The 21,729-nt window shown below is 67.4% G+C and carries 19 protein-coding genes and 1 riboswitch; of the genes, 10 read left to right on the top strand and 9 right to left on the bottom strand.

The window, feature by feature from the left end:
* Both hisD and ACYQML_RS04800 read right to left on the bottom strand, forming a co-directional pair.
* Positions 1 to 1,296 carry a histidinol dehydrogenase gene (gene hisD, locus ACYQML_RS04805; protein ID WP_056422901.1) on the bottom strand — a complete coding sequence of 432 codons (1,296 nt, stop codon included), beginning with the start codon at positions 1,294 to 1,296 and terminating at the stop codon, positions 1 to 3.
* On the bottom strand, positions 1,296 to 1,805 hold the full coding sequence (locus ACYQML_RS04800) for a DUF2948 family protein (RefSeq protein ID WP_056422899.1): 510 nt from the start codon (positions 1,803 to 1,805) through the stop codon (positions 1,296 to 1,298). Before ACYQML_RS04800 ends, hisD begins: the two co-directional genes overlap by 1 nt.
* A 217-nt stretch (positions 1,806 to 2,022) precedes the next feature.
* On the opposite strand from ACYQML_RS04800, the gene ACYQML_RS04795 reads away from it, so the two are divergent.
* Complete coding sequence (locus tag ACYQML_RS04795; RefSeq protein ID WP_207411126.1) at positions 2,023 to 2,397, top strand: hypothetical protein; 375 nt, start codon at positions 2,023 to 2,025, stop codon at positions 2,395 to 2,397.
* 45 nt (positions 2,398 to 2,442) lie between these two features.
* Here ACYQML_RS04795 and murA read toward each other — a convergent pair whose 3' ends face one another.
* Both murA and ACYQML_RS04785 read right to left on the bottom strand, forming a co-directional pair.
* Positions 2,443 to 3,732: a UDP-N-acetylglucosamine 1-carboxyvinyltransferase gene (gene murA, locus ACYQML_RS04790; RefSeq protein ID WP_461234877.1), complete on the bottom strand. Its 1,290-nt coding sequence runs from the start codon at positions 3,730 to 3,732 to the stop codon at positions 2,443 to 2,445.
* A gap of 138 nt (positions 3,733 to 3,870) precedes the next feature.
* Positions 3,871 to 4,038: a hypothetical protein gene (locus tag ACYQML_RS04785; RefSeq protein WP_200919015.1), complete on the bottom strand. Its 168-nt coding sequence runs from the start codon at positions 4,036 to 4,038 to the stop codon at positions 3,871 to 3,873.
* A 342-nt stretch (positions 4,039 to 4,380) separates the two neighbouring features.
* Here ACYQML_RS04785 and hemA point away from each other — a divergent pair, with 342 nt between their 5' ends.
* Positions 4,381 to 5,724: a 5-aminolevulinate synthase gene (hemA, locus tag ACYQML_RS04780; protein WP_207411124.1), complete on the top strand. Its 1,344-nt coding sequence runs from the start codon at positions 4,381 to 4,383 to the stop codon at positions 5,722 to 5,724.
* Positions 5,725 to 5,731: 7 nt separating this feature from the next.
* Here hemA and ACYQML_RS04775 read toward each other — a convergent pair whose 3' ends face one another.
* The 3 genes from ACYQML_RS04775 to ACYQML_RS04765 are packed head-to-tail and all read right to left on the bottom strand — an operon-like array spanning position 5,732 to position 6,943.
* Positions 5,732 to 6,247: a TspO/MBR family protein gene (locus ACYQML_RS04775; RefSeq protein WP_461234876.1), complete on the bottom strand. Its 516-nt coding sequence runs from the start codon at positions 6,245 to 6,247 to the stop codon at positions 5,732 to 5,734.
* The gene (locus ACYQML_RS04770; RefSeq protein ID WP_056422887.1) at positions 6,244 to 6,672 is read right to left on the bottom strand and encodes a helix-turn-helix domain-containing protein; all 429 of its coding nucleotides are present in this window, start codon (positions 6,670 to 6,672) and stop codon (positions 6,244 to 6,246) included. Before ACYQML_RS04770 ends, ACYQML_RS04775 begins: the two co-directional genes overlap by 4 nt.
* Positions 6,673 to 6,688: 16 nt before the next feature.
* A complete protein-coding gene (locus ACYQML_RS04765) occupies positions 6,689 to 6,943 on the bottom strand; it encodes a type II toxin-antitoxin system RelE family toxin (protein ID WP_056422885.1) in 255 nt (84 codons plus the stop codon).
* Positions 6,944 to 7,049: 106 nt separating this feature from the next.
* On the opposite strand from ACYQML_RS04765, the gene ACYQML_RS04760 reads away from it, so the two are divergent.
* Positions 7,050 to 8,225 (top strand): trans-sulfuration enzyme family protein, encoded by a 1,176-nt coding sequence (locus ACYQML_RS04760; RefSeq protein ID WP_461234875.1) that lies wholly within the window; start codon positions 7,050 to 7,052, stop codon positions 8,223 to 8,225.
* Positions 8,226 to 8,323: 98 nt separating this feature from the next.
* Entirely contained in the window at positions 8,324 to 8,785 is a 462-nt protein-coding gene (locus ACYQML_RS04755; RefSeq protein ID WP_461221793.1) for a hypothetical protein, read from the top strand.
* 18 nt (positions 8,786 to 8,803) lie between these two features.
* Here the strand turns inward: ACYQML_RS04755 and mdoH are convergent, their stop codons facing one another.
* The gene (gene mdoH / locus ACYQML_RS04750; protein WP_461234874.1) at positions 8,804 to 10,711 is read right to left on the bottom strand and encodes a glucans biosynthesis glucosyltransferase MdoH; all 1,908 of its coding nucleotides are present in this window, start codon (positions 10,709 to 10,711) and stop codon (positions 8,804 to 8,806) included.
* A gap of 238 nt (positions 10,712 to 10,949) precedes the next feature.
* On the opposite strand from mdoH, the gene ACYQML_RS04745 reads away from it, so the two are divergent.
* The 5 genes from ACYQML_RS04745 to ACYQML_RS04725 all read left to right on the top strand — a co-directional run bounded on the left by ACYQML_RS04745 (position 10,950) and on the right by ACYQML_RS04725 (position 17,387).
* Positions 10,950 to 12,425, top strand: a complete 1,476-nt coding sequence (locus ACYQML_RS04745; protein ID WP_461235669.1) for an OpgD/OpgG family glucan biosynthesis protein — start codon at positions 10,950 to 10,952, stop codon at positions 12,423 to 12,425.
* A 167-nt stretch (positions 12,426 to 12,592) separates the two neighbouring features.
* Positions 12,593 to 13,696, top strand: a complete 1,104-nt coding sequence (locus tag ACYQML_RS04740; RefSeq protein ID WP_461234873.1) for a catalase family protein — start codon at positions 12,593 to 12,595, stop codon at positions 13,694 to 13,696.
* An 83-nt stretch (positions 13,697 to 13,779) separates the two neighbouring features.
* Positions 13,780 to 13,981: riboswitch (cobalamin riboswitch) on the top strand.
* A 110-nt stretch (positions 13,982 to 14,091) separates the two neighbouring features.
* Positions 14,092 to 16,236 (top strand): TonB-dependent receptor, encoded by a 2,145-nt coding sequence (locus ACYQML_RS04735; RefSeq protein ID WP_461234872.1) that lies wholly within the window; start codon positions 14,092 to 14,094, stop codon positions 16,234 to 16,236.
* 335 nt (positions 16,237 to 16,571) lie between these two features.
* Positions 16,572 to 16,850 (top strand): hypothetical protein, encoded by a 279-nt coding sequence (locus tag ACYQML_RS04730; RefSeq protein WP_461234871.1) that lies wholly within the window; start codon positions 16,572 to 16,574, stop codon positions 16,848 to 16,850.
* Positions 16,851 to 17,030: 180 nt separating this feature from the next.
* On the top strand, positions 17,031 to 17,387 hold the full coding sequence (locus ACYQML_RS04725) for a hypothetical protein (RefSeq protein ID WP_461234870.1): 357 nt from the start codon (positions 17,031 to 17,033) through the stop codon (positions 17,385 to 17,387).
* 298 nt (positions 17,388 to 17,685) lie between these two features.
* Here ACYQML_RS04725 and ACYQML_RS04720 read toward each other — a convergent pair whose 3' ends face one another.
* Positions 17,686 to 18,795 (bottom strand): NHL repeat-containing protein, encoded by a 1,110-nt coding sequence (locus ACYQML_RS04720; RefSeq protein ID WP_461234869.1) that lies wholly within the window; start codon positions 18,793 to 18,795, stop codon positions 17,686 to 17,688.
* Positions 18,796 to 19,284: 489 nt separating this feature from the next.
* Here ACYQML_RS04720 and ACYQML_RS04715 point away from each other — a divergent pair, with 489 nt between their 5' ends.
* On the top strand, positions 19,285 to 21,612 hold the full coding sequence (locus ACYQML_RS04715) for a Tex family protein (protein ID WP_461234868.1): 2,328 nt from the start codon (positions 19,285 to 19,287) through the stop codon (positions 21,610 to 21,612).
* Positions 21,613 to 21,729 lie beyond the last annotated feature (117 nt).

The following is a 21,729-nucleotide window of genomic DNA, read 5'->3' as shown; positions in this document are numbered from 1 at the left end:
TCACAGATTCAGGCGGATCGCGACCGAGCGGGCGTGGCCGTCGAGGCCCTCCGACCGTCCCAGCGCGATGGCTGCCGGCCCCAAGGCCCTCAGCGCGGCGGGATCGCAGCGCAGGATCGTCGTCCGCTTCATGAAGTCGAGCACGCCGAGGCCCGAGGAGAACCGTGCCGAGCGGGCGGTGGGCAGTACGTGGTTCGGGCCGCCGACGTAATCGCCGATGGCTTCCGGCGTATGGCTGCCGAGGAAGATCGCACCGGCATTGCGGACCTTGGCGGCCAGGGCCTCCGGGTCGGCGGTCTCGATCTCCAGATGCTCCGGGGCGAGGCGGTCGACCAGGGGCACGGCCTCCTCGAAATCCGAGACGAGGACGATCGCGCCGTAATCGCGCCAGCTCGCCCGGGCGATGTCGGCGCGGGGCAGGGTGGCCAAAGCGCGTTCCACCGCGATCTCCACCGCATCGGCGAGGGCGGGCGAATCGGTGATGAGAATCGACTGGGCGGCGACATCGTGCTCGGCCTGGGCGAGGAGGTCGGCGGCCACCCAATCGGGGTTGGCATGACCGTCGGCGAGGATCAGCACCTCGGACGGACCGGCGATCATGTCGATTCCGACCTGCCCAAACACCCGGCGTTTGGCGGCGGCCACCCAGGCATTGCCCGGTCCGACGATCTTGGCCACGGGGGCGATGGTCTCGGTGCCGTAGGCCAGCGCCGCCACGGCCTGGGCCCCGCCGATCCGGTAGATCTCGGTGACGCCGGCAAGGTCCGCCGCGGCCAGGACCAGGGGGTTCATCTGTCCCTCGGGCATCGGCACGACCATAACGACACGCGGGACCCCGGCGACGCGAGCCGGAATGGCGTTCATGAGGACGGAAGAGGGGTAGCTCGCCGTCCCGCCGGGCACGTAGAGCCCCACCGATTCCAACGACGTCCAACGCCAGCCGGACGTCACGCCGAGATCGTCGGTGGCCATGTGGTCGCCGGGTACCTGGCCGCGATGGAACGTCTCGATGCGGGTCGCGGCGAGCCGCAGGGCATCGAGGGACTCGGCCGGGCAGGCGGCGATGGCAGCCCGTACCTCATCCGGGGTCACCCGCAGGGTCGCGGCGGAGAAGTCCTCGCCGAGCCGGTCGAAGCGGCGGGTGTAATCCACCAGGGCGGCGTCGCCCCCGGAGATCACACCGGCGATGATCCCGCGAACGGTCTCGTCCACATCCTCGGAGATCTCGCGCTTGACGCTGAGAAGACCGGCGAAGGCGGTGGCGAAATCGGCGTCGCGGCTGTCGAGGCGCACCATCAGGCAGAATCTTTCACGACGTTGTCCTTGTCGGAGGGAGCCGTACCCGCATCACCTTGGATCGCGGCGCGGCCGGCTTGCGCCGCCTCGTGATCGGGGCGGCCTTCCACCTCCCAGACCGGACCGAGATCCTTCAGCCGCGCCTCGATGCATTCCACATCGAGCTGGATCGCTACTTTGCCGGCAAAGACCAGGGTGATGGTGCCGGAGGGTTCCTCCTTCGGCTCGAAGGTGACGGCCAGAAGGTTGAGAGGCTCGTCGGAGGTGGAGCCGGGCGTGATTCCGCGCGCGCGCACGGCCATGACCCGCTCGAAATGGAGGCCGGTGAGGCGACGGCGCGGGGCCTCCCCCTCCGGGGCCGACCAGTCGAAACGCCGCCCCACCAGCACGAAGCGGTGTGACGGTGCGAGATAAGCGAGATCCTGCGGGAGCAGGACCGCATCCTGAAGATGGGCCGAGAGGATCGCGAGATCCTCCGCGTCGAGGGCAGCGAGCTTGAGGAGCTCCATGTCGGGTTCGCATCTGGCCGGACGCCGCCGGATCGGGCGCCGGATGTGGAAGAGGGTCGGCCGTAGGTAGCGAGGCGGCCGCCCTGCGGCAACTGCGCGGCCCGGAACAATTACGGCGTGCCGGCGATATGGGCCGTTTGCGGGGGGCGACGTCAGACGGCGTTCATGCGGAACAGGTTAGTCTTTCGCCGAACTCTCGATTGGGACATCCACCACCATGATTCTCGGACCCGTATGCCGCATCGCCTTCGCCGCCCTGACCGCCCTGGCGGCGACGACGGCCCTCGGCCTGGGGCAGGCCCAGGCGCAGGTCCAGTTCCGCATCGACGATGGCTACGACAGGTCGCCTCGTGGCCGTTCGCCCTACGGCGACGACCGGCCGCGGGGCTATGATCGCTACGACGGCTATGCCCGGCCCTACGAGGATGGCGAGCGTCGGCCGGTGCAGCAGCAGCGATACGGACGCCAGCGCATGGGTAGCGTCTGCGTCACGGCGCGCGGCAATTGCCCCGCCTATCCGAGCCCGATCCAGTCGCCCTGCCGCTGCGACATCCCGGGATTCGGCCCCAAGCGCGGCAACGTGCTGGAATAATGTCCTTGTCCGGGAGGCGAGGACCGCCTCCCGGACAGGAGAGGCTCAGGAGCGGATGCGGCTGATCTCGGCGCCGCAACGGCCGAGCTTGGCTTCGAGCGCTTCGAAGCCGCGATCGAGATGATAGACCCGGTTGATGCTGGTCTCGCCCTCGGCGGCGAGGCCGGCGATGACCAGGGAGACCGAGGCGCGCAGGTCGGTCGCCATGACGGGCGCGCCCTTGAGGCGCTCCACGCCGTCGACGATGGCGAGATCGCCCTCGAGCCGGATCCTGGCCCCGAGGCGCGCCAGTTCCTGCACGTGCATGAAGCGGTTCTCGAAGATGGTCTCGCGGATGTGGGACTGGCCCTTGGCGAGGGTCATCAGCGCCATGAACTGCGCCTGGAGGTCGGTGGGGAAGCCGGGGAACGGGTCCGTGGTCACGTCCACCGCAGCGATGCCGCCGCCATTGCGCCGAATGCGGATCGTGTCGGCGGTGCTGGTGATCTCGGCGCCCGTCGTCGTCAGCACGTCGAGCGCGCTGTGCAGCAGGTCGGCCCGGGTGTTCTCCAGGGTCACGTCGCCCCCCACCATGGCAGCCGCCATGGCGTAGGTGCCGGTCTCGATCCGGTCCGGCAGGACGGTGTGGCGGGCGCCGTTGAGGCGCGAGACACCCTCGATGGTGATGCGCGGGGTGCCGGCCCCCGAGATCTTGGCGCCCATCTTGATGAGGCAATCGGCGAGATCGACGACTTCCGGCTCACGCGCGGCATTCTCGATCAGGGTCGATCCGTTGGCGAGCGCCGCCGCCATCAGCGCCACATGGGTGCCGCCCACCGTGACCTTGGGAAAATGGATCTCGCCGCCGCGCAAGCCGCTCTTGGCCTTCGCCACCACGTAGCCGCCGTCGATCTCCACGGTGGCGCCGAGGCGCTCCAGGGCCATCAGCATGAGGTCGATGGGGCGGGTGCCGATGGCGCAGCCGCCGGGCATCGAGACACGGGCCTCGCCGAACCGTGCGAGCAGCGGCGCGATGACCCAGAAACTCGCCCGCATGGTGGAGACGAGTTCGTAGGGCGCGGTGGTGTCGATGACGTGGGAGGCGGTGAGCCTGATGGTCTGGCCGGTCTCCGTCGTATCGCCCGGGCGCTTGCCCTCCACCATGTGGTCGACGCCGTGGTTGCCGAGGATGCGCAGCAGGGCGTGGATGTCGGCGAGGCGCGGCACGTTCATGAGTTCGAGGGATTCCCCCGTCATCAGGCTCGCGATCATCAGCGGCAGGGCGGCGTTCTTGGCGCCCGAGATCGGAATGACGCCGTGGAGCGGCTTTCCGCCGATGATGTTGATCCGGTCCATCGTCGTCCTTCGCGCGGCGTCACGCCCCTCCCCGTAACGAGAGGGCGGCGCCATCCTGGTTCTGCAAACGGTAGCGGTGCGCTCGCGGCACGGCCTTATCGAGCCGCCTATACGTGAGTTTTGTCCGAAAAAGGATCGTCAGCCGTCTCCGTCGCGATCCGGCTTCGCGTCCGGTCGCTCATCGGCATCGCCTGTTTCCGCTGCGGCCGCTGCCTGCCCACGGACCCTCGTCTGCACCTTGCGCCGTTTCAGGTTGTCCCGCAGGGCCGCCTTCAGGCGCTCGTTCCGCGTGGCATCGTTCTTCATGGCGATCACTGCGCGACCCTTCGTCGCCAGGGCGAAATACCGGCTTTGCGACCCGGTCTCAACAGGCGCAGAGCTGGAATGCAGGAGTCGACTTGAACCAATTCCAAGTTCGCCTGTATCGTCAGGGCCGTGGCGTCGAAATCAGCACCGTCTGATTCCTTCCGCGCCATGCGAAGCGAGATCGTTGCGCCAGCGGGACTCATATCGACGAGGCCTGCAGCGGAGAGTTTGGTGCTTCGGAACAAGCCCTTTGTAACGATGCTGCTGCTGAATGCAGACGAGCGGATGCCGAGGCCGCCTAGAGCGGCGCTGACATGCGGTCGGCCATAGCGTGAAGGACGGATGCCCGTGAATCGGATGCCCGCGATGACGATGATCAGCGATACGACGACGCCCCGTGATCCCTCGGCCGAAGGATCCTCTACCCGCGCGTCGTTCGGGCACGGACGAACCGATTACGAAGGCTACTTCCGCAGGGCGGTGGACCGGCTGCACGACGAGCGGCGCTACCGGGTCTTCGCCGATATCGAGCGGATCGCCGGACGTTTTCCCACCGCCAACTGGCGCCGTCCCGACGGTGGCACCCGCGAAATCACCGTATGGTGTTCGAACGATTACCTTGGCATGGGCCAGCATCCGGACGTGGTCTCGGCCATGACCAAGACCGCCGCCCGATGCGGCGTCGGCGCTGGCGGCACCCGCAACATCGCCGGCAACAACTCGCCGCTGGTGGATCTGGAGCGTGAGCTCGCCGACCTGCACGGCAAGGAGGCAGGCCTCGTCTTCACCTCGGGCTACGTTTCGAACCAGGCCGGCATCTCCACCATCGCCAAGCTGATTCCGAACTGTCTGATCCTGTCGGATGCGTTCAACCACAATTCGATGATCGAGGGCGTGCGCCATTCCGGCTGCGAGAAGCGCATCTTCCGCCACAACGATCTCGCCCATCTCGAGGAACTGCTGATCGCCGCCGGGGACCGCCCCAAGCTGATCGCCTTCGAGAGCGTCTATTCAATGGATGGCGACGTCTCCGACATCACCGCCATCTGCGACCTCGCCGACAAGTACGGCGCCATGACCTATCTCGACGAGGTCCATGCGGTGGGGCTCTACGGCGAGCGCGGCGGCGGCATCGCCGAGCGCGACGGGGTGATGCACCGGGTCGATGTGATCGAGGGCACCCTGGCCAAGGGCTTCGGCTGTGTCGGCGGCTACATCACCGCTTCCACCGTGCTGTGCGATGCCGTGCGCAGCCATGCGCCGGGCTTCATCTTCACCACCGCCCTGCCGCCAGCCATCGCGGCGGCGGCCCGCGCCTCGGTGCGCTACCTCAAGCGCTCGCAGGTGGAGCGCGCGGCGCATCAGCGCCAGGCCGCCCTCACCAAGGCCGCGCTGGAAGAGGCGGGCCTGCCGGTCCTCCCCACCGAGACCCATATCGTGCCGGTGATGGTGGGCGATGCCGAGCTGTGCAAGGCGGCGGCCGACCACCTTCTCGAACAGCACGGCATCTACATCCAGCCGATCAACTACCCCACCGTGCCGCGCGGCACCGAGCGCCTGCGGATCACGCCTTCGCCGTTCCACGACGCAGCCCGCATCGCCAAGCTGACGGCGGCCCTGACGGAGACCTGGGACACGCTCGACCTGCCGCGCGCCGGCACGGTGTTCGTCGAGGCGGCGGAGTAGGAATCGATCAGTTCAACCGCCAGAGCGTGACGGTGAGCAGAGTCGCGAAGGCGACCCAGGCGGCGTAGGGCACGAGCAGCCACGCCGCGAACCGGTCGAAGCGCCAGGACAGGCGGATGGTCCAAAGGATCATCACCAGCATCGCCCCGGCGACGATTCCCGCCCAGCCGAGGGCATGGGCCGAGAAGAAGACCGGCGACCAGGCCGCGTTGAGCGCGAGCTGGGCGAGGAAGGCACCGACCGCCAGCCACCAACCCCGCCGCATCGGACCCGTCGCCGGAGACGCTCCGAGCAAACGCCAGAACGACAGCGCGATCATCGCGTAGAGGATGGTCCAGGCCACCGGGAACAGCCAGTTCGGCGGGTTGAAGCCGGGCTTCGTCAGGCCGGCATACCAGCCCTCGATGTTCGGCGTGGTGCTGAGCGAGCCGATCACCGATGTGGCCACCACGGGCAGGATGGCGATCGCAAGTCTCGCTGTCGGAGAGAGCGGCGAGCGATACGGAATGTGAGACGTGGTCATGCCGATGTCTTACTCGTATCGCGATTCTCCGTTCCGGTCCCGTGGGGCCCGAACCCGACGAGATCGTCGAGGGAGACGGCCAGGGCCGAGGCGAGCTTGCACAGGGTCTCGATTGTCCCCTCCCGTTTTCCCGTCTCGATCTGCGACAGGTAGGCCTGCGCGATACCGGCTTTGTCTGCGAGGGCTGCCGCCGTCATGCCGCGATGGTCGCGCCAGACACGGATGCGATTCTCACCCGAAAGCAATCGTTCGACGATCGCCGAGGGCACGAGTTCTTCTTCACCGAGGGCGAGCTTGCGCTGAAACTCGGTGACGGCAAGGCGATCCTCCGCATTCTCGGCGGCTTCGAGCAGGGCTTCGTATTCCGCTTCCGGCAACACGACGAGTCGCTCGCCCCCTGCCGTCACGATCGTCTGGGCACCCATGGCGAACCGTCCTGATTTAATCGTATGCGCTACCGCGAGGCGCGATTTTAATGATGGCGAGGATATGCCCGTCCTGGGTGAACAGGATTCGCCAGTCGCCGACCCGCAGGCGATAGACACCATGCTGACCCTTCAGAGCCTTCACGTTGTTGGCCTGAGACCCCGGATGTCCGGCATATTCGTCGATCTTCGTTCGAATGAGTCTCGCTACGTTCGCCGGCATGCGGGTCAGTGCCCTCACGGCGTCCTTGCTGTAGGCGACCTGCATCATGACGTGAGCGGATAGCGAAATTCGTCGAGGCGGAACATAGCATTCCGCTATTGTTTCGCTGCGTCTCTCCCACGGGTCAAGCGGCCCATTTGCCGGAACGATACCCATGTCCGAACCCGCCGAAGATCCCTCGTCCACTCACGCCAAGCCGGGTTTCACCAAGCGCACCCTGGCCGCGCAGGCCATGGGCCATGTCGATCCGGTGACGCGGGCGGTGGTGGCACCGCTCCATGTCTCGACGACCTTCCTCCGCGATCCCGACAACGGCTACAGTTCCGGCTTCTCCTATGCCCGGCCCGACAACGCCACGACCCGCGAGGCGGAGGCCGTCATCGCCATGCTGGAGGAGGCGGAGGCCGGCGCGATGCTGTTCGGCTCCGGCATGGCGGCGGCCACGGCCGTCTTCTCGGCCCTGGAGCCCGGAGACCATATCGTCGCCCCCCTCGTGATGTACTGGGCGCTCAAGCGCTGGCTCCAGCAGGAAGCGCCGCGCCGGGGCTGGGGCCTCGATTTCATCGCCATGGACGATCTCGACGCCCTGCGGGCTGCGATCAGGCCGGGCACGACGAAGCTCGTCTGGGTGGAGACGCCCGGCAATCCGCTCTGGACCATCACCGACATTGCTGCCGCGGCCGAGATCGCGCACGGGGCAGGGGCGCGTCTCGCCGTCGATTCCACCGCCGCCTCGCCGATCCACACGCGGCCCCTGACGCTCGGGGCCGACATCGTCATGCATTCGGCCACCAAGATTCTGAACGGTCATTCGGACGTTGTCGCCGGTGTCCTCGCTTCAGCGCGCACCGATGCGTTCTGGGAGCGGATCGGCGCGATCCGTGCCGGCGGTGGGGCGATCCTCGGGCCATTCGAGGCCTATCTCCTCATGCGCTCGCTGCGGACCCTACCCCTGCGGGTCGCGACGCAATCGGCCAATGCGGCGGACCTCGCCAGACGCTTCTCGGCCCATCCGCGCGTGGCCTCGGTGCTCTATCCCGGCCTGCCCGATGATCCCGGCCACGCGGTGGCGGCGCGGCAGATGGAGGGCGGCTTCGGTTTCATGCTGTCGATCCGAGTCGCGGCCAGCGAGGAGGCAGCCATCGCCACGGCGGCACGGGTGCGCCTATGGAAGCGCGCCACATCGCTCGGCGGCGTCGAGAGCCTGATTGAACACCGCGCCTCGGTGGAAGGGCCGGGCACGCCATGTCCGCCCGATCTGCTGCGGCTCTCGGTGGGGATCGAGCATGCGGACGACCTGTACGCCGATCTGGACGCGGCCCTCGGCTGATTTCCTCGTGGGTTCTTGGTGCGATCCCGCCCTTCGCGCATTGTGCGAGGGACGGACCGCCGCCGGGCGGTCGCCGCGATGCGAGCGAGGACGAGCCGATGCGATACCCTGTTCCCCTTCTGACCGGTGCCCTCGCGTTCGTCGCTCTCACCGGGGCCGCCTTGGCCGCCGATGGGCCGCCCAAGCTCGACGTGCAGGCGACCTGCAAGTCGTCGGTCCGCGCGGAAGCCAGCGTCAGCGACACTTCCACCGTCGAAGGCTGCCTTCGTTCGGAGGAGGCGGCGCGCAAGGAAGCCCAGCGCCGTTGGGGCGACTATTCACCAGCCGCCAAGAGGCAGTGCGAGAAGCAGTTCGAGGCCGGCGGCTTCCCGTCCTACGTGGAGATGGTGACCTGCCTCGAACTGGCGAGCGGCACGGTGCCGACCCAGGGCACCGGACCGGGCGCGGATACCAGTTCCGGCGCCCGGCGCGAAAAGGCGGATGGGAATGCCGGCGCCGCCACCGCCGAGCCGAAGCCGAGCCAGCGCACCAACCCGATCGAAGTGCTGGAGAAACCCTAGCCTCTCACTCCTCTGACCTCATCGCGGTGCGGAGATTTCCGCCTCCGCGCTTGCCCAGACGTCCGGGCGAACGGGCTTGCTGCGCTCTTCGCCCCGGCGGACCGATGCCAGGTCCAGAAGTTCGGCGGCACGGTCGGTGTCGTCGATGGAGAGGAACAGGCCGTTCTTCTGCGAGGCGCGGCCGAGATCGGCACGGCTGGTCAGCACGCTGAACGCCGGGCTCGTGAGCAGGGCGAGGGCCACCGGCCCCATCCACAGGGCGAGCCAGGGGTCACCTGCATATGCGAGAAGGCCGGTGAGCAGGGCGCCCGCCACCAGGGCGTCCACCTGCAAGCGGATCGCTTCCGACCATGGCACCTGCCGGTCGTCGCGCGCCTGTGAATCCCAGCGCACCACGCGGCCGATGAAGGTGGTGGCGACGGCGCCGGCGGCAAAGACCGTCATGATCGGCCAGAGCAGCACCCAGACGATCTGTTCGAGCACGGCACTCTTCAGCAGCGAGGCCGTGCCGCCGAAGGCCGCACGGCGGGTCGACGACGCCAGGACGTGACCGAGGCTGAGAAGCTTCGGCAGGGCCAGCACGGCGACAACGAGGGCAGCCAGCGCATGGGCGGCGATGCCCGTCCCGGTGAGTCCATAGGCCAGGAGGCCGAGATCGCCGGTCACGGCGGCCTGGATAGAGGCGGTGGCGAGGAACAGCACCCAGAGCGGGCAGGCGAGGTAGGACAGGATCCCGACCATCAGGTGCCAGCGGCTCGCCGCCCGAAGACCCGGCAGGGTGGTGATGAGCAGGTGCTGCATGTTGCCCTGGCACCAGCGCCGTTCACGCCCGAGGAGATCGACGAGGTTCGTCGGCATCTCCTCCCAGGTGCCGCCCATCTCCGGCAGGAGGCGGACCTCCCAGCCGGCCCGGCGCAGGAGCGCGCCCTCGACGATATCGTGGCACAGGATCTCGCCGCCGAGCGGTGCCTTGCCGGGCAGCACCGGCAGTTCGGCATTGTCGGCGAAGGCCGCGACCCGCAGGATCGCGTTGTGGCCCCAATAGCTTCCATCCGCGCCCTGCCAGGTCTCGAGGCAGCGGATCGACAGCGGCGCGTAGAGCCGCACGGCGAATTGCTGGATACGGGCAAACAGCGTGTCCCGGCCGGTCGCGTAGGAGACGGTCTGGATCAGCCCGACCTTGGGCGCCTCCTCCATCAACCGGGCGAGGCGGCGCATGGTGGCGCCGGTCATCAGACTGTCGGCGTCGAGCACGATCATGAAATCGTATTCCGAGCCGTAGGACTTGCAGAACTCGGCGATGTTGCCGGCCTTGCGGCCCGCATTGTCCTGGCGCCGCCGGTAGCGGACGCGCGGCAGGCCAGGGCCGTTCAGACGCGCCCATGCCTCGATCCGGGCGAATTCATGCTCCTCCACCGCCGCGATGGCACCGTCACGCGTGTCGGAGAGGACGAAGATGTCGATATCGGACCCGTCGCCGCCGCCACGCTGAAGCGAGCGGGCCATGACACGCAACGCGGCGAACACCGCCACCGCATCCTCGGCATGGATCGCCACCACGGCAGCCGTGCGGCTGAGGCCCGAGGCGGTGGCCGGAACCGTGGCCGAGCGGATCTCGATCGCGGATTTGGCGGCATCGCCGAGCCCCGCCGCCACGAGTCCGTAGACGTATTGCCAGGCGACGAAGGATTGCCACGTCATCACGAGGCCGAACAGTACCAGCACGGCCCAACCCAGGATGCCGTCCGGGCGTCCGTAAGCGGACAAAGCGAGCCAGGAGATCGCGGCCGCGGTGGCCAGGGTCGGCAGGGCCAGCATGAGCCGCCGCATCAGCAGCGAAGGGGCCTCGCCGGACTGACTTTCGGGAATCGCCGGGTTCGGGATTCCGACCGGGGATGCGTCGTGCGACAACCGCGTGATGGACATGGGGCGCTGGACACTCGATCGAGGCTGAGAGGGGCCGTCGTCCATCATGAAGCGAAGGACATCGATGATACGGGGCGACGGTGAAGACGAGCGTTCGGGGCGTGATGCCCCCTCGCGGCGACAGACCTTGCAAACCGCGCTCAGCGTGGCCGCAGGCATGATAATGCCTAGTGCCGTCGACCTGAATACCGCCAGAACGATGGCCGCCGATAAAGTCGACCCTCCCCGTGACGGGCCGATGACCTTCGAGGGCGTCGTGGCCCAGGCCCGCCGCCTCGCAGGCGCACCCTACCGGCCCGCTCCGGAGGATCTCCCGGCCCCGCTCGCCGGCCTCAGCTACGATGGCTACCGCGCGATCACCTTCCGTCCCGACGCAGCCCCGCGCCTCAGCGGTTCATTCTCGCTGCAGCTGTTCCATCGCGGCTTCCTGCAGAAGAAGCGCGTCGCCCTGTTCCTCCAGCCGCCGGACGGGCCGCCGCAGCCGATCCTCTACCAGTCGGGCCTGTTCGATCTCGGGTCGGACTTGGCAGGGCAGGACTTTTCCGGCGATCTGGGCTTTGCCGGCTTCCGGCTGCATCACGCCTTCGATGTTGCGAAGCCGGCTAATCAGGAAGAATTCCTAGTCTTCCTCGGTGCCTCGTATTTTCGGCTTCGCGGAAAGACGCAGGAATACGGCCTGTCGGCGCGCGGTGCCGCGATCCAGACCGGCGGTCCGGGCGCGGAGGAATTTCCGGACTTTACGGCGTTCTGGATCTGCGAGCCGAAGGCCGATTCCCGCGCCGTCACGATCCTGGCGCTCCTCGATTCACCGAGTCTTACGGGTGCCTACCGCTTCGTGGTGGAACCCGGCGAGACCTCGCGAATGGTCGTCACCGCCTCGCTGCATCCCCGCGCCGCGATCCCGCGTCTCGGCCTCGCGCCACTCACCAGCATGTTCCTGCATGGCACGAACGGTCCGGGCGCGCGCGGAGCCGAGCCGTTCGACGATTTCAGGCCCCAGGTTCACGATTCCGACGGGCTCATGGTGGCGACCAAGGACGATCGCCTGTGGCGTCCCTTGAGCAACGGACGGCGAGAGCCGCAGATCTCGGCTTTCCGCACCGATCCCCTCGACGGGTTCGGACTGTTCCAGCGCGAGCGAAGCTTTGCCGCCTATCTCGACGTCCAGGCCCGGCACGAGGCCCGGCCCGGCCTCTGGGTCACGCCCCAGGCGGGGTTCGGCGCCGGAGCGGTGCAACTCTTCGAAATCCCGTCCCGCGAGGAGTACATGGACAACATCGTCGCTGCCTTCGTGCCGGATGCTGCCGTCGCGGCGGGGAGTGCCCTCGACCTCGCCTACACCCTCGCCACCGTGGGGGCCGAACCGGATACCGCCGTGCTGAGCGCGCTCGCCCGGGTGGTCTCCACCCGCGTCGGTTCGGCCGAGCGCCTGCGCCCGACCACGCCGCCGAGCCCGGAGCGGCGCCTCTACGTCATCGATTTCGAAGGGCCGGGCCTGCCCACCGGCCCTGACGGTGACATCGCGGCCGAGGTCTCGGCCAGTGCCGGCACCATGGTCGATCCGGTGGTGGAACGGGTGCCCCAGACGGGTGGCTGGCGTCTCTACGTAGAATGGCGCCCGCCGACGCCGCTGCCAGCCGGTGACGTCGTCCTGCGCGCGCGTCTCGTGCGCGCCGGTCGCCCGATCAGCGAGACCTGGGACAACGCCGCCTGATCGCCGGGCGCTTTCACGACTTGGCGAGGCGCCGCAGGGATCGGAACGGGAGGAGAGGTCGGGGCTTCCTAAGCTGGAACACCATCAGGTTGCGGAGCCGCCCGGTTCCCCGGAGGCCGTCGAAACGCCTCGGGGCGCGGAATCCGCCTTCCCCCGGAGCAGCACCCTTGGCCATCGAGACCGACTACCTGCGCTACACGCCCTCCATCGAGACCCTCGAAGCCGACGAGGCCGAGACCAGCCGGGCCCTGAACGAGACCATGCGCTCCATCAGCGAGAAGACGCTCGCCGATGGCGGCCATGCCATCCGCAGCGTCCATGCCAAGGCGCATGGCGCGCTGAGAGCCGAGTTGGAGATTGCGGCCGACCTGCCCCCCGAATTGGCGCAGGGCCTGTTCGCGAAGCCGGGGCGCTACCCCGTGGTGATGCGCTTCTCGACCATTCCGGGCGACATCCTGGACGACAGCGTCTCCACCCCACGCGGCGTGGCGATCAAGGTCCTCGGTGTCGAGGGAGAGCGTCTTGAAGGCTCGGAAGGGGATGCCACGCAGGATTTCGTGCTCGTCAACGGCCCGGCCTTCTCGGCACCGGGACCGAAGCCGTTCCTCGCGACCCTAAAGCTCCTCGCCAAGACCACGGACCGGGCGGAGGGACTGAAGAAGGCCGCATCGGCGGCGCTTCGGGGCGTGCAGAGCGCAGTCGTCGCGACCACCGGTTCGCCGAGCCCGACCCTGGCGACCCTCGGTGGGCAGCCCGAGACGCATCTCCTGGGCGACAGTTTCTACAGTCAGGTCCCGCTGCGCTTCGGCGATCACATCGCCAAGATCTCCCTCGTCCCGGTCTCTCCCGAAATGAGAGCGCTGGCGAACAAGCCTCTGGACGACACGAGCGCCGCCGACGCGATCCGCGAGGCGGTGATGGAGCATTTTCGCATCCACGGCGGCACCTGGGAATTGCGGGCGCAGCTGTGCCTGAACCTCGACGACATGCCGGTGGAGGACGCCTCCGTAATCTGGCCTGAGACCGCGAGCCCCTACCGTACCATCGCCACCCTCACCGCCGCGCCGCAGGCAAGCTGGAGCGAGGCCCGTGCCGCCTATGTCGATGACAGCCTGTCGTTCAGCCCCTGGCACGGGCTGGCCGCGCACCGGCCGCTCGGTGGGATCATGCGCATGCGCAAATCGGCCTACGAGATGGGCAAGCGCTTCCGGGCCGAGAAGAACGGCCGCCGCATCGAGGAGCCGACGAACCTCGACGCTCTACCGGATTGACGCCGGACGTTGCTGCAATGCGACAGGGCAGCGGCGATGATCGGCGCGGGATCATCTCGCAATTGACCGTCTCGTCGCGGCCGACCTAGCCTGAGACTGACGGTTCCTCTTCGGGGGATCAAAAGGGAACGCGGTGAGGATCTTGCGTCCGATGCCGCGGCTGCCCCCGCAACTGTAAGCGGCGAGCCCATCATCAACACGTCACTGGAGGCTCCGGCTTCTGGGAAGACGATGAGAGGGCGTCGACCCGCGAGCCAGGAGACCTGCCGTCAGTCGTGGTCACACGCGAAGCGCATCGGGCGGGGTGTCCTGGTGGGGTGTCGGGGCCTGCGCTCGCGTAGGGATCGGCTTCGTTCGCAGTGACGTGCCACTGCCGTTGCCCGAGGTCTCCGCCTGTGTCCGCCCGTCTCGTCCCTCCGCTCCTCGCCCTCGGATTTCTGGCATCCGCCTCGCCGGTTCTTGCTCAGTCCGGGACGGCAACCACCGCCGAGGCGACCCTCAACGAACTCTCCGTGGCCGCCGACATGCGCCCGCCCCCTGCAGCGGCCGGTCCCGGTCTCGGCGGGGCCACGGGCGGAGCCGGCGGGGCCGAGGCGTTCGGCGCCCTGTCCGCTCCCGCGCTGACGTCGAGTTCGGGCGTCATCACCGGCAGGGCCCTCAACGATCGCCCGGTGACCCGCCCCGGCGAGGTGCTGGAAGCCGTGCCCGGCCTCATCGTCACGCAGCATTCCGGCGAGGGAAAAGCCAACCAGTACTTCCTGCGCGGCTTCAACCTCGACCACGGCACGGACATCGCCATCACCATCGACGGCATGCCGGCCAATATGCGCACCCATGGCCACGGCCAGGGCTATGCCGACATCAACTTCCTCATTCCCGAACTCGTCGGCGCGGTGGAGTTCCACAAGGGCCCGTATTTCGCCCGTGACGGGGATTTCGCCTCCGCCGGATCGGTGCGGATCGACACGATCGACGCGGTGCCCCGCCCTCTGGCGCTCACCTCCCTCGGCAGCTTCGCCTACAAGCGGGCGCTCACCATCGCCTCCGCACCCCTCGGGGAGGGGACGCTCCTCGCCGCTGGCGAGGCTCAGGTCTATGACGGCCCCTGGGTGGTGCCGGACGACATCCGCAAGCTCAACGGCGTTCTCCGCTACAGCCAGGGCACTGCCCTCGACGGGTTCTCCCTCACCGGCATGGCCTATTCCAACCGCTGGACGGCGACGAACCAGGTTCCGCAGCGGGCCATTTCCGAAGGCGTGATCGGCCGCTTCGGCACTCTCGATCCGAGCGATGGCGGCGATGCCAGCCGCTTCTCCCTGTCGGGCCGCTGGAGCCGGTCGGACGATGGTGGCGTCACCCGCGCCAGCGCCTACGTCATCCGCTCAAACCTCAACCTGTTCAACAACTTCACCTATTTCCTCAACGACCCGGTCAACGGCGACCAGTTCCGCCAGCTCGACAGCCGCACCGTCGCCGGCGGCGAGATCGCCAGGGTGTTCAAGGGTGAGCTGTTCGGCCTGCCCATGGAGAACGAAATCGGCGTGCAGGCGCGGTTCGACGACATCCATGTGGGACTGTTCAACACGCAGGCGCGCACCTCCCTCTCCACCGTGCGCGACGACCGCGTGCAGGAGGGCAGCGCTGCCCTCTACTTTGAGAACCGCCTGCGTTGGACCGAGTGGCTGCGCACCAGCGTCGGCCTCCGCGCCGATGCCTACGACGCCACCGTGAGATCGAACAATCCGTTGAATTCGGGCCATGCGCGGGACGGCATCGTCAGCCCTAAGCTCGGCGTCGTGTTCGGCCCCTGGGCCGAGACCGAATTGTTCGTGAATTACGGCGAGGGCTTCCATTCCAACGACGCGCGGGGCGCGACCATCACGGTCGATCCGGGCAACCCTCTGTTCCCCCTCGACCGGGTGCCCCTGCTGGTGCGCTCGGTGGGCTCGGAGGTGGGCTTGCGCAACCGCTCCATCGCCGGTCTCGAATCGACCGTGACGCTGTTCCAGCTCGATTTCGACTCCGAGAACCTGTTCGTGGGCGATGCCGGCACCACCGAGCCGAGCCGCCCGAGCCGGCGCACCGGCATCGAGTGGACCAACCACTACGCGGTCACGCCCTGGCTCGCTCTCGATGCCGACCTCACCGTCACCCATGCGCGCTTCGCCGATCGCGACCCAGCGGGGAGCCGCATTCCCGCCGCCCCCACCGCCATCGCGGCGGCCGGCTTTACCCTCGGTGAGGCGCTCGGCTGGTTCGGCACGATGCGGCTTCGCTATTTCGGGCCGCGCCCGCTCATCGAGGACAATTCCGTCCGCTCGAAGCCGACCACGCTGGTGAATGGCCGCATCGGCTACAACTTCGAGAACGGCCTCACGGTGCAGCTCGACATCCTCAACCTGCTCAACGTCAAGGCGAGTCAGATCGATTACTTCTACGAGTCGCGCCTGCGCGGCGAGCCGGCCGGCGGCGTAGCGGACACGCATCTTCATCCGGTGGAGCCCATGGCCGTGCGGTTGACGGTGGCGGGGCGCTTCTGACACAGGTCTTCCTCTGCTCGACCGTTCCCCTCGTTATGCGGGCGTCGAGCGCATTCGGACGACTGAGAAACCGGCTCGGCGGAAGTATGCCTTTGCGGACAAAGGCTTGGCGCTGACGCCCGATGCGTCCGGGTTGGACGCTGCTCTGCGCGGATTTTGTATTATCTATTAAATCTTGCCTCTACTTGATCAATACAATCAACAAAGCGTGATGCGCAGCGTTTCTGACCATTTGGTCTAACTATCTCGTTGACTGTCGTTTTTGGGAGGCATATCCCCGTTTTACCGGCAACGGCGCCGGTATTCTCAAGTCAAAGACGACGAGGAAAAAGACGATGAAGGTATTTATCGGAGCCGCGATCATCGCGGCCACAATGATTTCTGCGGCCGATGCAGCAGAGATGCCGCTGAGTGCGACAGTCAATAGTGTGGATGAGGCCGCTTCGGTGGGCGATCTGGTAACCAGGACCGCATGGGTCGGGCGCTACGGTCAGATCTGCCGTCACGGACCGGTCTGGATCGCGTCGTGCCACGCGACCAACCAGCCCGGACCCTACATTCCGGGCCATTGGAACCCAATGCGGACCCGTTGGATCCCAGGTTACTACGTCTGATATCCCAAATATTCGTATAAATACTTATCGTATCGAGGCGCCGGCCCTGGAACGGAACAGCAGAAACCCATCCGTCGTCAGAACGGATGAGGTTTCTTGCAAGCGATGCGGCCGTGGACGGCCTCGCTGCCTCGATCCGGCATTATCCGAAACCGGACTGCGAACCGAAAGGTCCACACCATGAAAACCATCATCCTCGCGGCGATCGGCCTGTCGGCGGTCGCATTCCAGGCACAGGCGGCCGGCATCCATACAGCCGCTCCCATCACGATCAGGACCGAAGTCTTCGGGCGCCCACCCTATTCCGGCGCGACATATTACATCTATCAGCAGAACAGTAAGGTCATCTGCACCAAGCTCGCCACATGCAATAAGTACAATGATTGCGAGACGAAGTACGTCGAGGGTGAATACAAGGATCCGGAGGATGCCGATGACGGCGCCCCGTTCGGCACCACTCCGGCCACGGTCATCCCGCATGCCGCCCTCGTGAAGCATGCCTGCCTCACAAGCTTCAACCTCGTCGATGCCCGGTGAGGCGACAATCTCCGGCCCGACAGCCGAGAGAGCTCCGTCGCGCCGGTCTCTCTCATGCGATCTACCGGATTCACACAGCTGCTCGAAGGCTGTTCGCTCGATCCAAGCGGGTTCGACATGAGGCGCGACGGGCTCCCTCTCCTTCCAGGAGAGGGGACCCGCGGTACCCGCGAGATGTGTGAATATCGTAGCTCGTGCGAGCGGGGCGAGCTATTTTAGGATTAAATCCTTAGAAGCCGTCGGAGGTGGATACCCGAAGGGGGGCCCGATGGGACCTGTATCGCGGTTCTCGGTCGATCTACGGGGCCACCCGCTTCCGCACTACCATCTCCCCTCGAAACAAGAACTTCTGCGCGCGCTTGCCCGTGTCCACCTCCGTGGTGAACACGTTGCCCTTGCTGTCCACGGCGAGGTTGTGGACCCAGTGGAAGTCGCCGGCCATGCGGCCGTTGCGGCCGAAGGCGCCGAGCACTTCGCCGGTGTCGCGCTTGAGGGTGCGGACCTCGTTGTTGGCGCCGTCCGCGTTGAGGAGGTAGGTCTGGTCGGGGTCGGGCCAGAGCGCCAGTTCCCAGACCGAGCCGTTGGCGCGGGTGTTCTTTTCCACGAAGAACTCCTTCACGAAGCTGCCGTCGCGGCGGAACACCTGGACCCGATCGTTGGCTCGGTCGCAGACATAGACCAGCCCGTCGCGGGCAATCTGGACGCAATGGACCGGGTTGCGGAATTGCTGCGCCGGGGCGGCGGCCGGGTCGTAGGCGGGCAGGGTCTCGTCGGTGGGCGGCTTGCCGTAGGCGCCCCACATCCGCTTGAACGCTCCGGTCTCGGCATCGAACACGATGACCCGGTGGTTGAAGTAACCGTCGGCGACGAAAAGCTCGTTGGTCTCGGGGTCCACCTGCATGGCGGCGGGCCGTCCGAGGCGGGTCGTGTCGAGGCTGTTGGTCTGGGGACCCTGCTTGCCGATCTGCAGGAGGAATTTCCCCTCCGGCGTGAATTTCAGGATCAGGCCATCCTGCTCACCATTGCCGGCGAGCCAGACGAAGCCTTTGTGGTCGATATGGATGCCGTGCTCGTTCTGCGGCCAATCATAGCCTTCGCCCGGCCCGCCCCATGACCGGACGAGGGTGCCCGCCTGGTCGAAGACGAGCACGGGCGGAGCGGGGTGGCAGCATTTGGTACGTGGCGGCGTGAGGCTGGCGGCCTTCTCGTCATCGGTGAGGGAGCGCGGGCGCTGCACCACCCAGATCCGGTCCTCAGCATCCACCGCGACGCCGGACGCCTGGCCCATGATCCAGTTGTTCGGCAAGGGTTTAGGCCAAGTCGGATCGACCTGGAAGGTCGGGGGCTCTGCTGCGGCCACGCCTGCGAAGGCGACGGCGAGCACGGCCAGACCAAGCCTGAGCCTCATGGCATTTCTCTCCCAAACCCGTTTTTTGTTGAAGTAAGTCTCCGCCGGGCCGGGGCCTTTGTCCATCGGCCGCAGCTCGCCGACCTGTATCGACATGCAGCGTTTGTCACGAGGACCGCTCCTCAGGAATCCGTCGGATCGAGCCCATGGCTTCGAACTCAGGTCGACGATTCATCATCGAGCGGCGGGAACTCGACGGTTTTGCCACCCGCACCGTCATTCCGGGGCGCTGAAGGCGAGCCCGGAATCCAGAACCGCCGACCTTGCGACGTTGAACTGGACCAAATCGAAGCCTGCGATATACGGCACGCGTCGCGGCTCTGGATTCCGGGCTCCGCTACGCGGCCCCGGAATGACGGGATCCTGTCTATCGCCACCATGACACCCGGCATCGACCCGAGTTCAAATCCGTCGGATCACCCCTCCGGTTTGACCGCTCTCCGGCCCGGCCTGTAGACACCGCGGCCCCTTCACGCGCGCGAGGATTCCATGGCCGCCATCACTGCAACCATCGCGGCGGAGCTCAAGGTCGCCGAGCGGCAGGTCGCTGCCGCCGTCGAACTCCTTGATGGCGGGTCGACGGTGCCGTTCATCGCGCGCTACCGCAAGGAGGTCACCGGCGGCCTCGACGATTCCCAGCTCCGCGATCTGGAGGAGCGCCTCGCCTATCTGCGCGACCTGGAGGCGCGCCGCGCCGCCATCCTCGAGAGCATCGACGGCCAGGGGAAGCTCGACCCGGCCTTGAAGGCGCGCATCCTCGCCGCCGACACAAAGGCACGGCTCGAAGACCTCTACCTGCCGTTCAAGGTGAAGCGCCGCACCAAGGCGCAAGCCGCCCGCGAGGCCGGGCTCGGCCCCCTGGCGGAGGCCTTGCTCGCCCATCCCGAACGCGCGCCGGAACAGGCTGCCACCGGCTTCGTCGATGCGGGCAAGGGCATCGCCGATGTCGAGGCCGCGCTGGAGGGCGCGCGCACCATCCTGATCGAGCGGTTCGGCGAAGACCCGGAACTGGTGGGCGCCTTGCGCGACACGGTCTGGCAGCGCGGCCGGATGACCTCCAGCGTCAAGAAGGGCAAGGAAGCGGCCGGCGAGAAGTTCGCCGACTATTTCGACTTCTCCGAACCGCTCACGCGCCTGCCCTCGCACCGCATCCTGGCCCTGTACCGGGGCGAGAAAGAGGACATCCTCGACCTCGACATCACCGACGCCCCCGGCGACGTGGCCGAGAAAGGCGTGCCCTCCTGGCAGGAACTGCGCATCGCCCGCGCCTTCCGCATCGGCGATCACGGCCGGCCGGGGGACCGTTTCCTGATGGAGACCGTGCGCCGGACCTGGCGCACCAAGCTGAAACCCGCCCTCGACACCGATCTGCGCGGACGCCTGAAACAGGTGGCCGAGACCGGGGCCGTGGGCGTCTTTGCCGGAAACCTTCGCGACCTGCTGCTTGCCGCCCCCGCCGGTGCCCGGCCGACTCTCGGCCTCGATCCGGGGTTCCGGACCGGGGTGAAGGTCGCGGTGGTGGATGCCACCGGCAAGGTCGCGGCCACCGACGTGATCTACCCGCACGAGCCCCGCCGCGACTGGAACGGCGCGCTCGTCGCGCTGGCCAAGCTCTGCCGCGCCCATAAGGTCGAACTCATCGCCATCGGCAACGGCACCGCCTCGCGCGAGACCGACAAGCTCGCCGCCGAACTCATCGCCAAACAGCCGGAGTTGAAGCTCACCAAGGTGATGGTGTCGGAGGCCGGCGCCTCGGTCTATTCGGCCTCCGCCTATGCCAGCGCCGAATTGCCGGGCCTCGACGTGACCCTGCGCGGGGCTGTCTCCATCGCCCGGCGCTTGCAGGACCCGCTCGCCGAACTGGTGAAGATCGAGCCGAAGGCCATCGGCGTCGGTCAGTATCAGCACGATCTCGGCGAGGGTCAGCTTTCCAAGGCCCTCGATGCGGTGGTGGAGGATTGCGTGAACGGCGTCGGCGTCGACGTGAACATCGCCTCCGCGCCCCTGCTCGCCCGCGTCTCCGGCCTCTCCGAGCGGGTGGCGGCCAACATCGTGACGACGCGGGACGAGAAGGGCCCGTTCCGCACGCGCGCAAGCCTCAAGAAGGTCGCGGGCCTCGGGCCCAAGGCCTATGAGCTCGCCGCCGGCTTCCTGCGCATCCGCGATGGCGACGATCCCCTCGATGCGTCGGGCGTGCATCCGGAAGCCTATCCGGTGGTGCGCCGCATCCTCGCCGCCGCCGGACAGCCCATCCAGGCCGTCATCGGCAACGGCCCCATCCTGAAGAGCCTCGACCCGAAGCGCTTCACCGACGAGACCTTCGGCCTGCCCACGGTCACCGACATTCTGTCGGAATTGGAAAAGCCCGGCCGCGATCCGCGACCGGCCTTCAAGACCGCGACCTTCCAGGAGGGCGTCGAGAAGATTTCGGACCTCCGGCCCGGCATGCGCCTCGAAGGCGTCGTCACCAATGTCGCCGCCTTCGGCGCCTTCGTGGATATCGGGGTCCACCAGGACGGTCTCGTCCACATCTCGGTCCTGGCCGACCGGTTCGTGAAGGATCCGCGCGAGGTGGTGAAGCCCGGCGACGTGGTGCAGGTGCGCGTCGTCGAGGTGGATGCCAACCGCAAGCGCATCGCGCTCAGCATGCGCTCGGAGGAAGCGGGTGCGCCGCGCGGCGGGCGGCCGGAGGAACGCTCCTCACGTCCCCCGCAGAGACCTGCGCCAAATCCGGCGCCACGCGGCCCGGCCCCGGACGGCGCGTTCGCCGAGGCCCTGCGCCGGGCGGCTGAGGGCAAGGACCGGGGACGCCGCTGACGGTCGCGCGCATTCCCCCTCTCCCCGTGCGCGGGGAGAGGATCGCGGACACCTTGCCGTGTTCGCGATGAGCGGAGGCAAAGCCGAAGCGAGGGTAAGGGGGACTCTTCGGATGAG

The organism is Methylobacterium sp. CM6244, assembly GCF_054817885.1.
The sequence above is the reverse complement of the archived record's forward strand: the minus strand, read 5'-3'. Positions and strand labels throughout refer to the sequence as shown.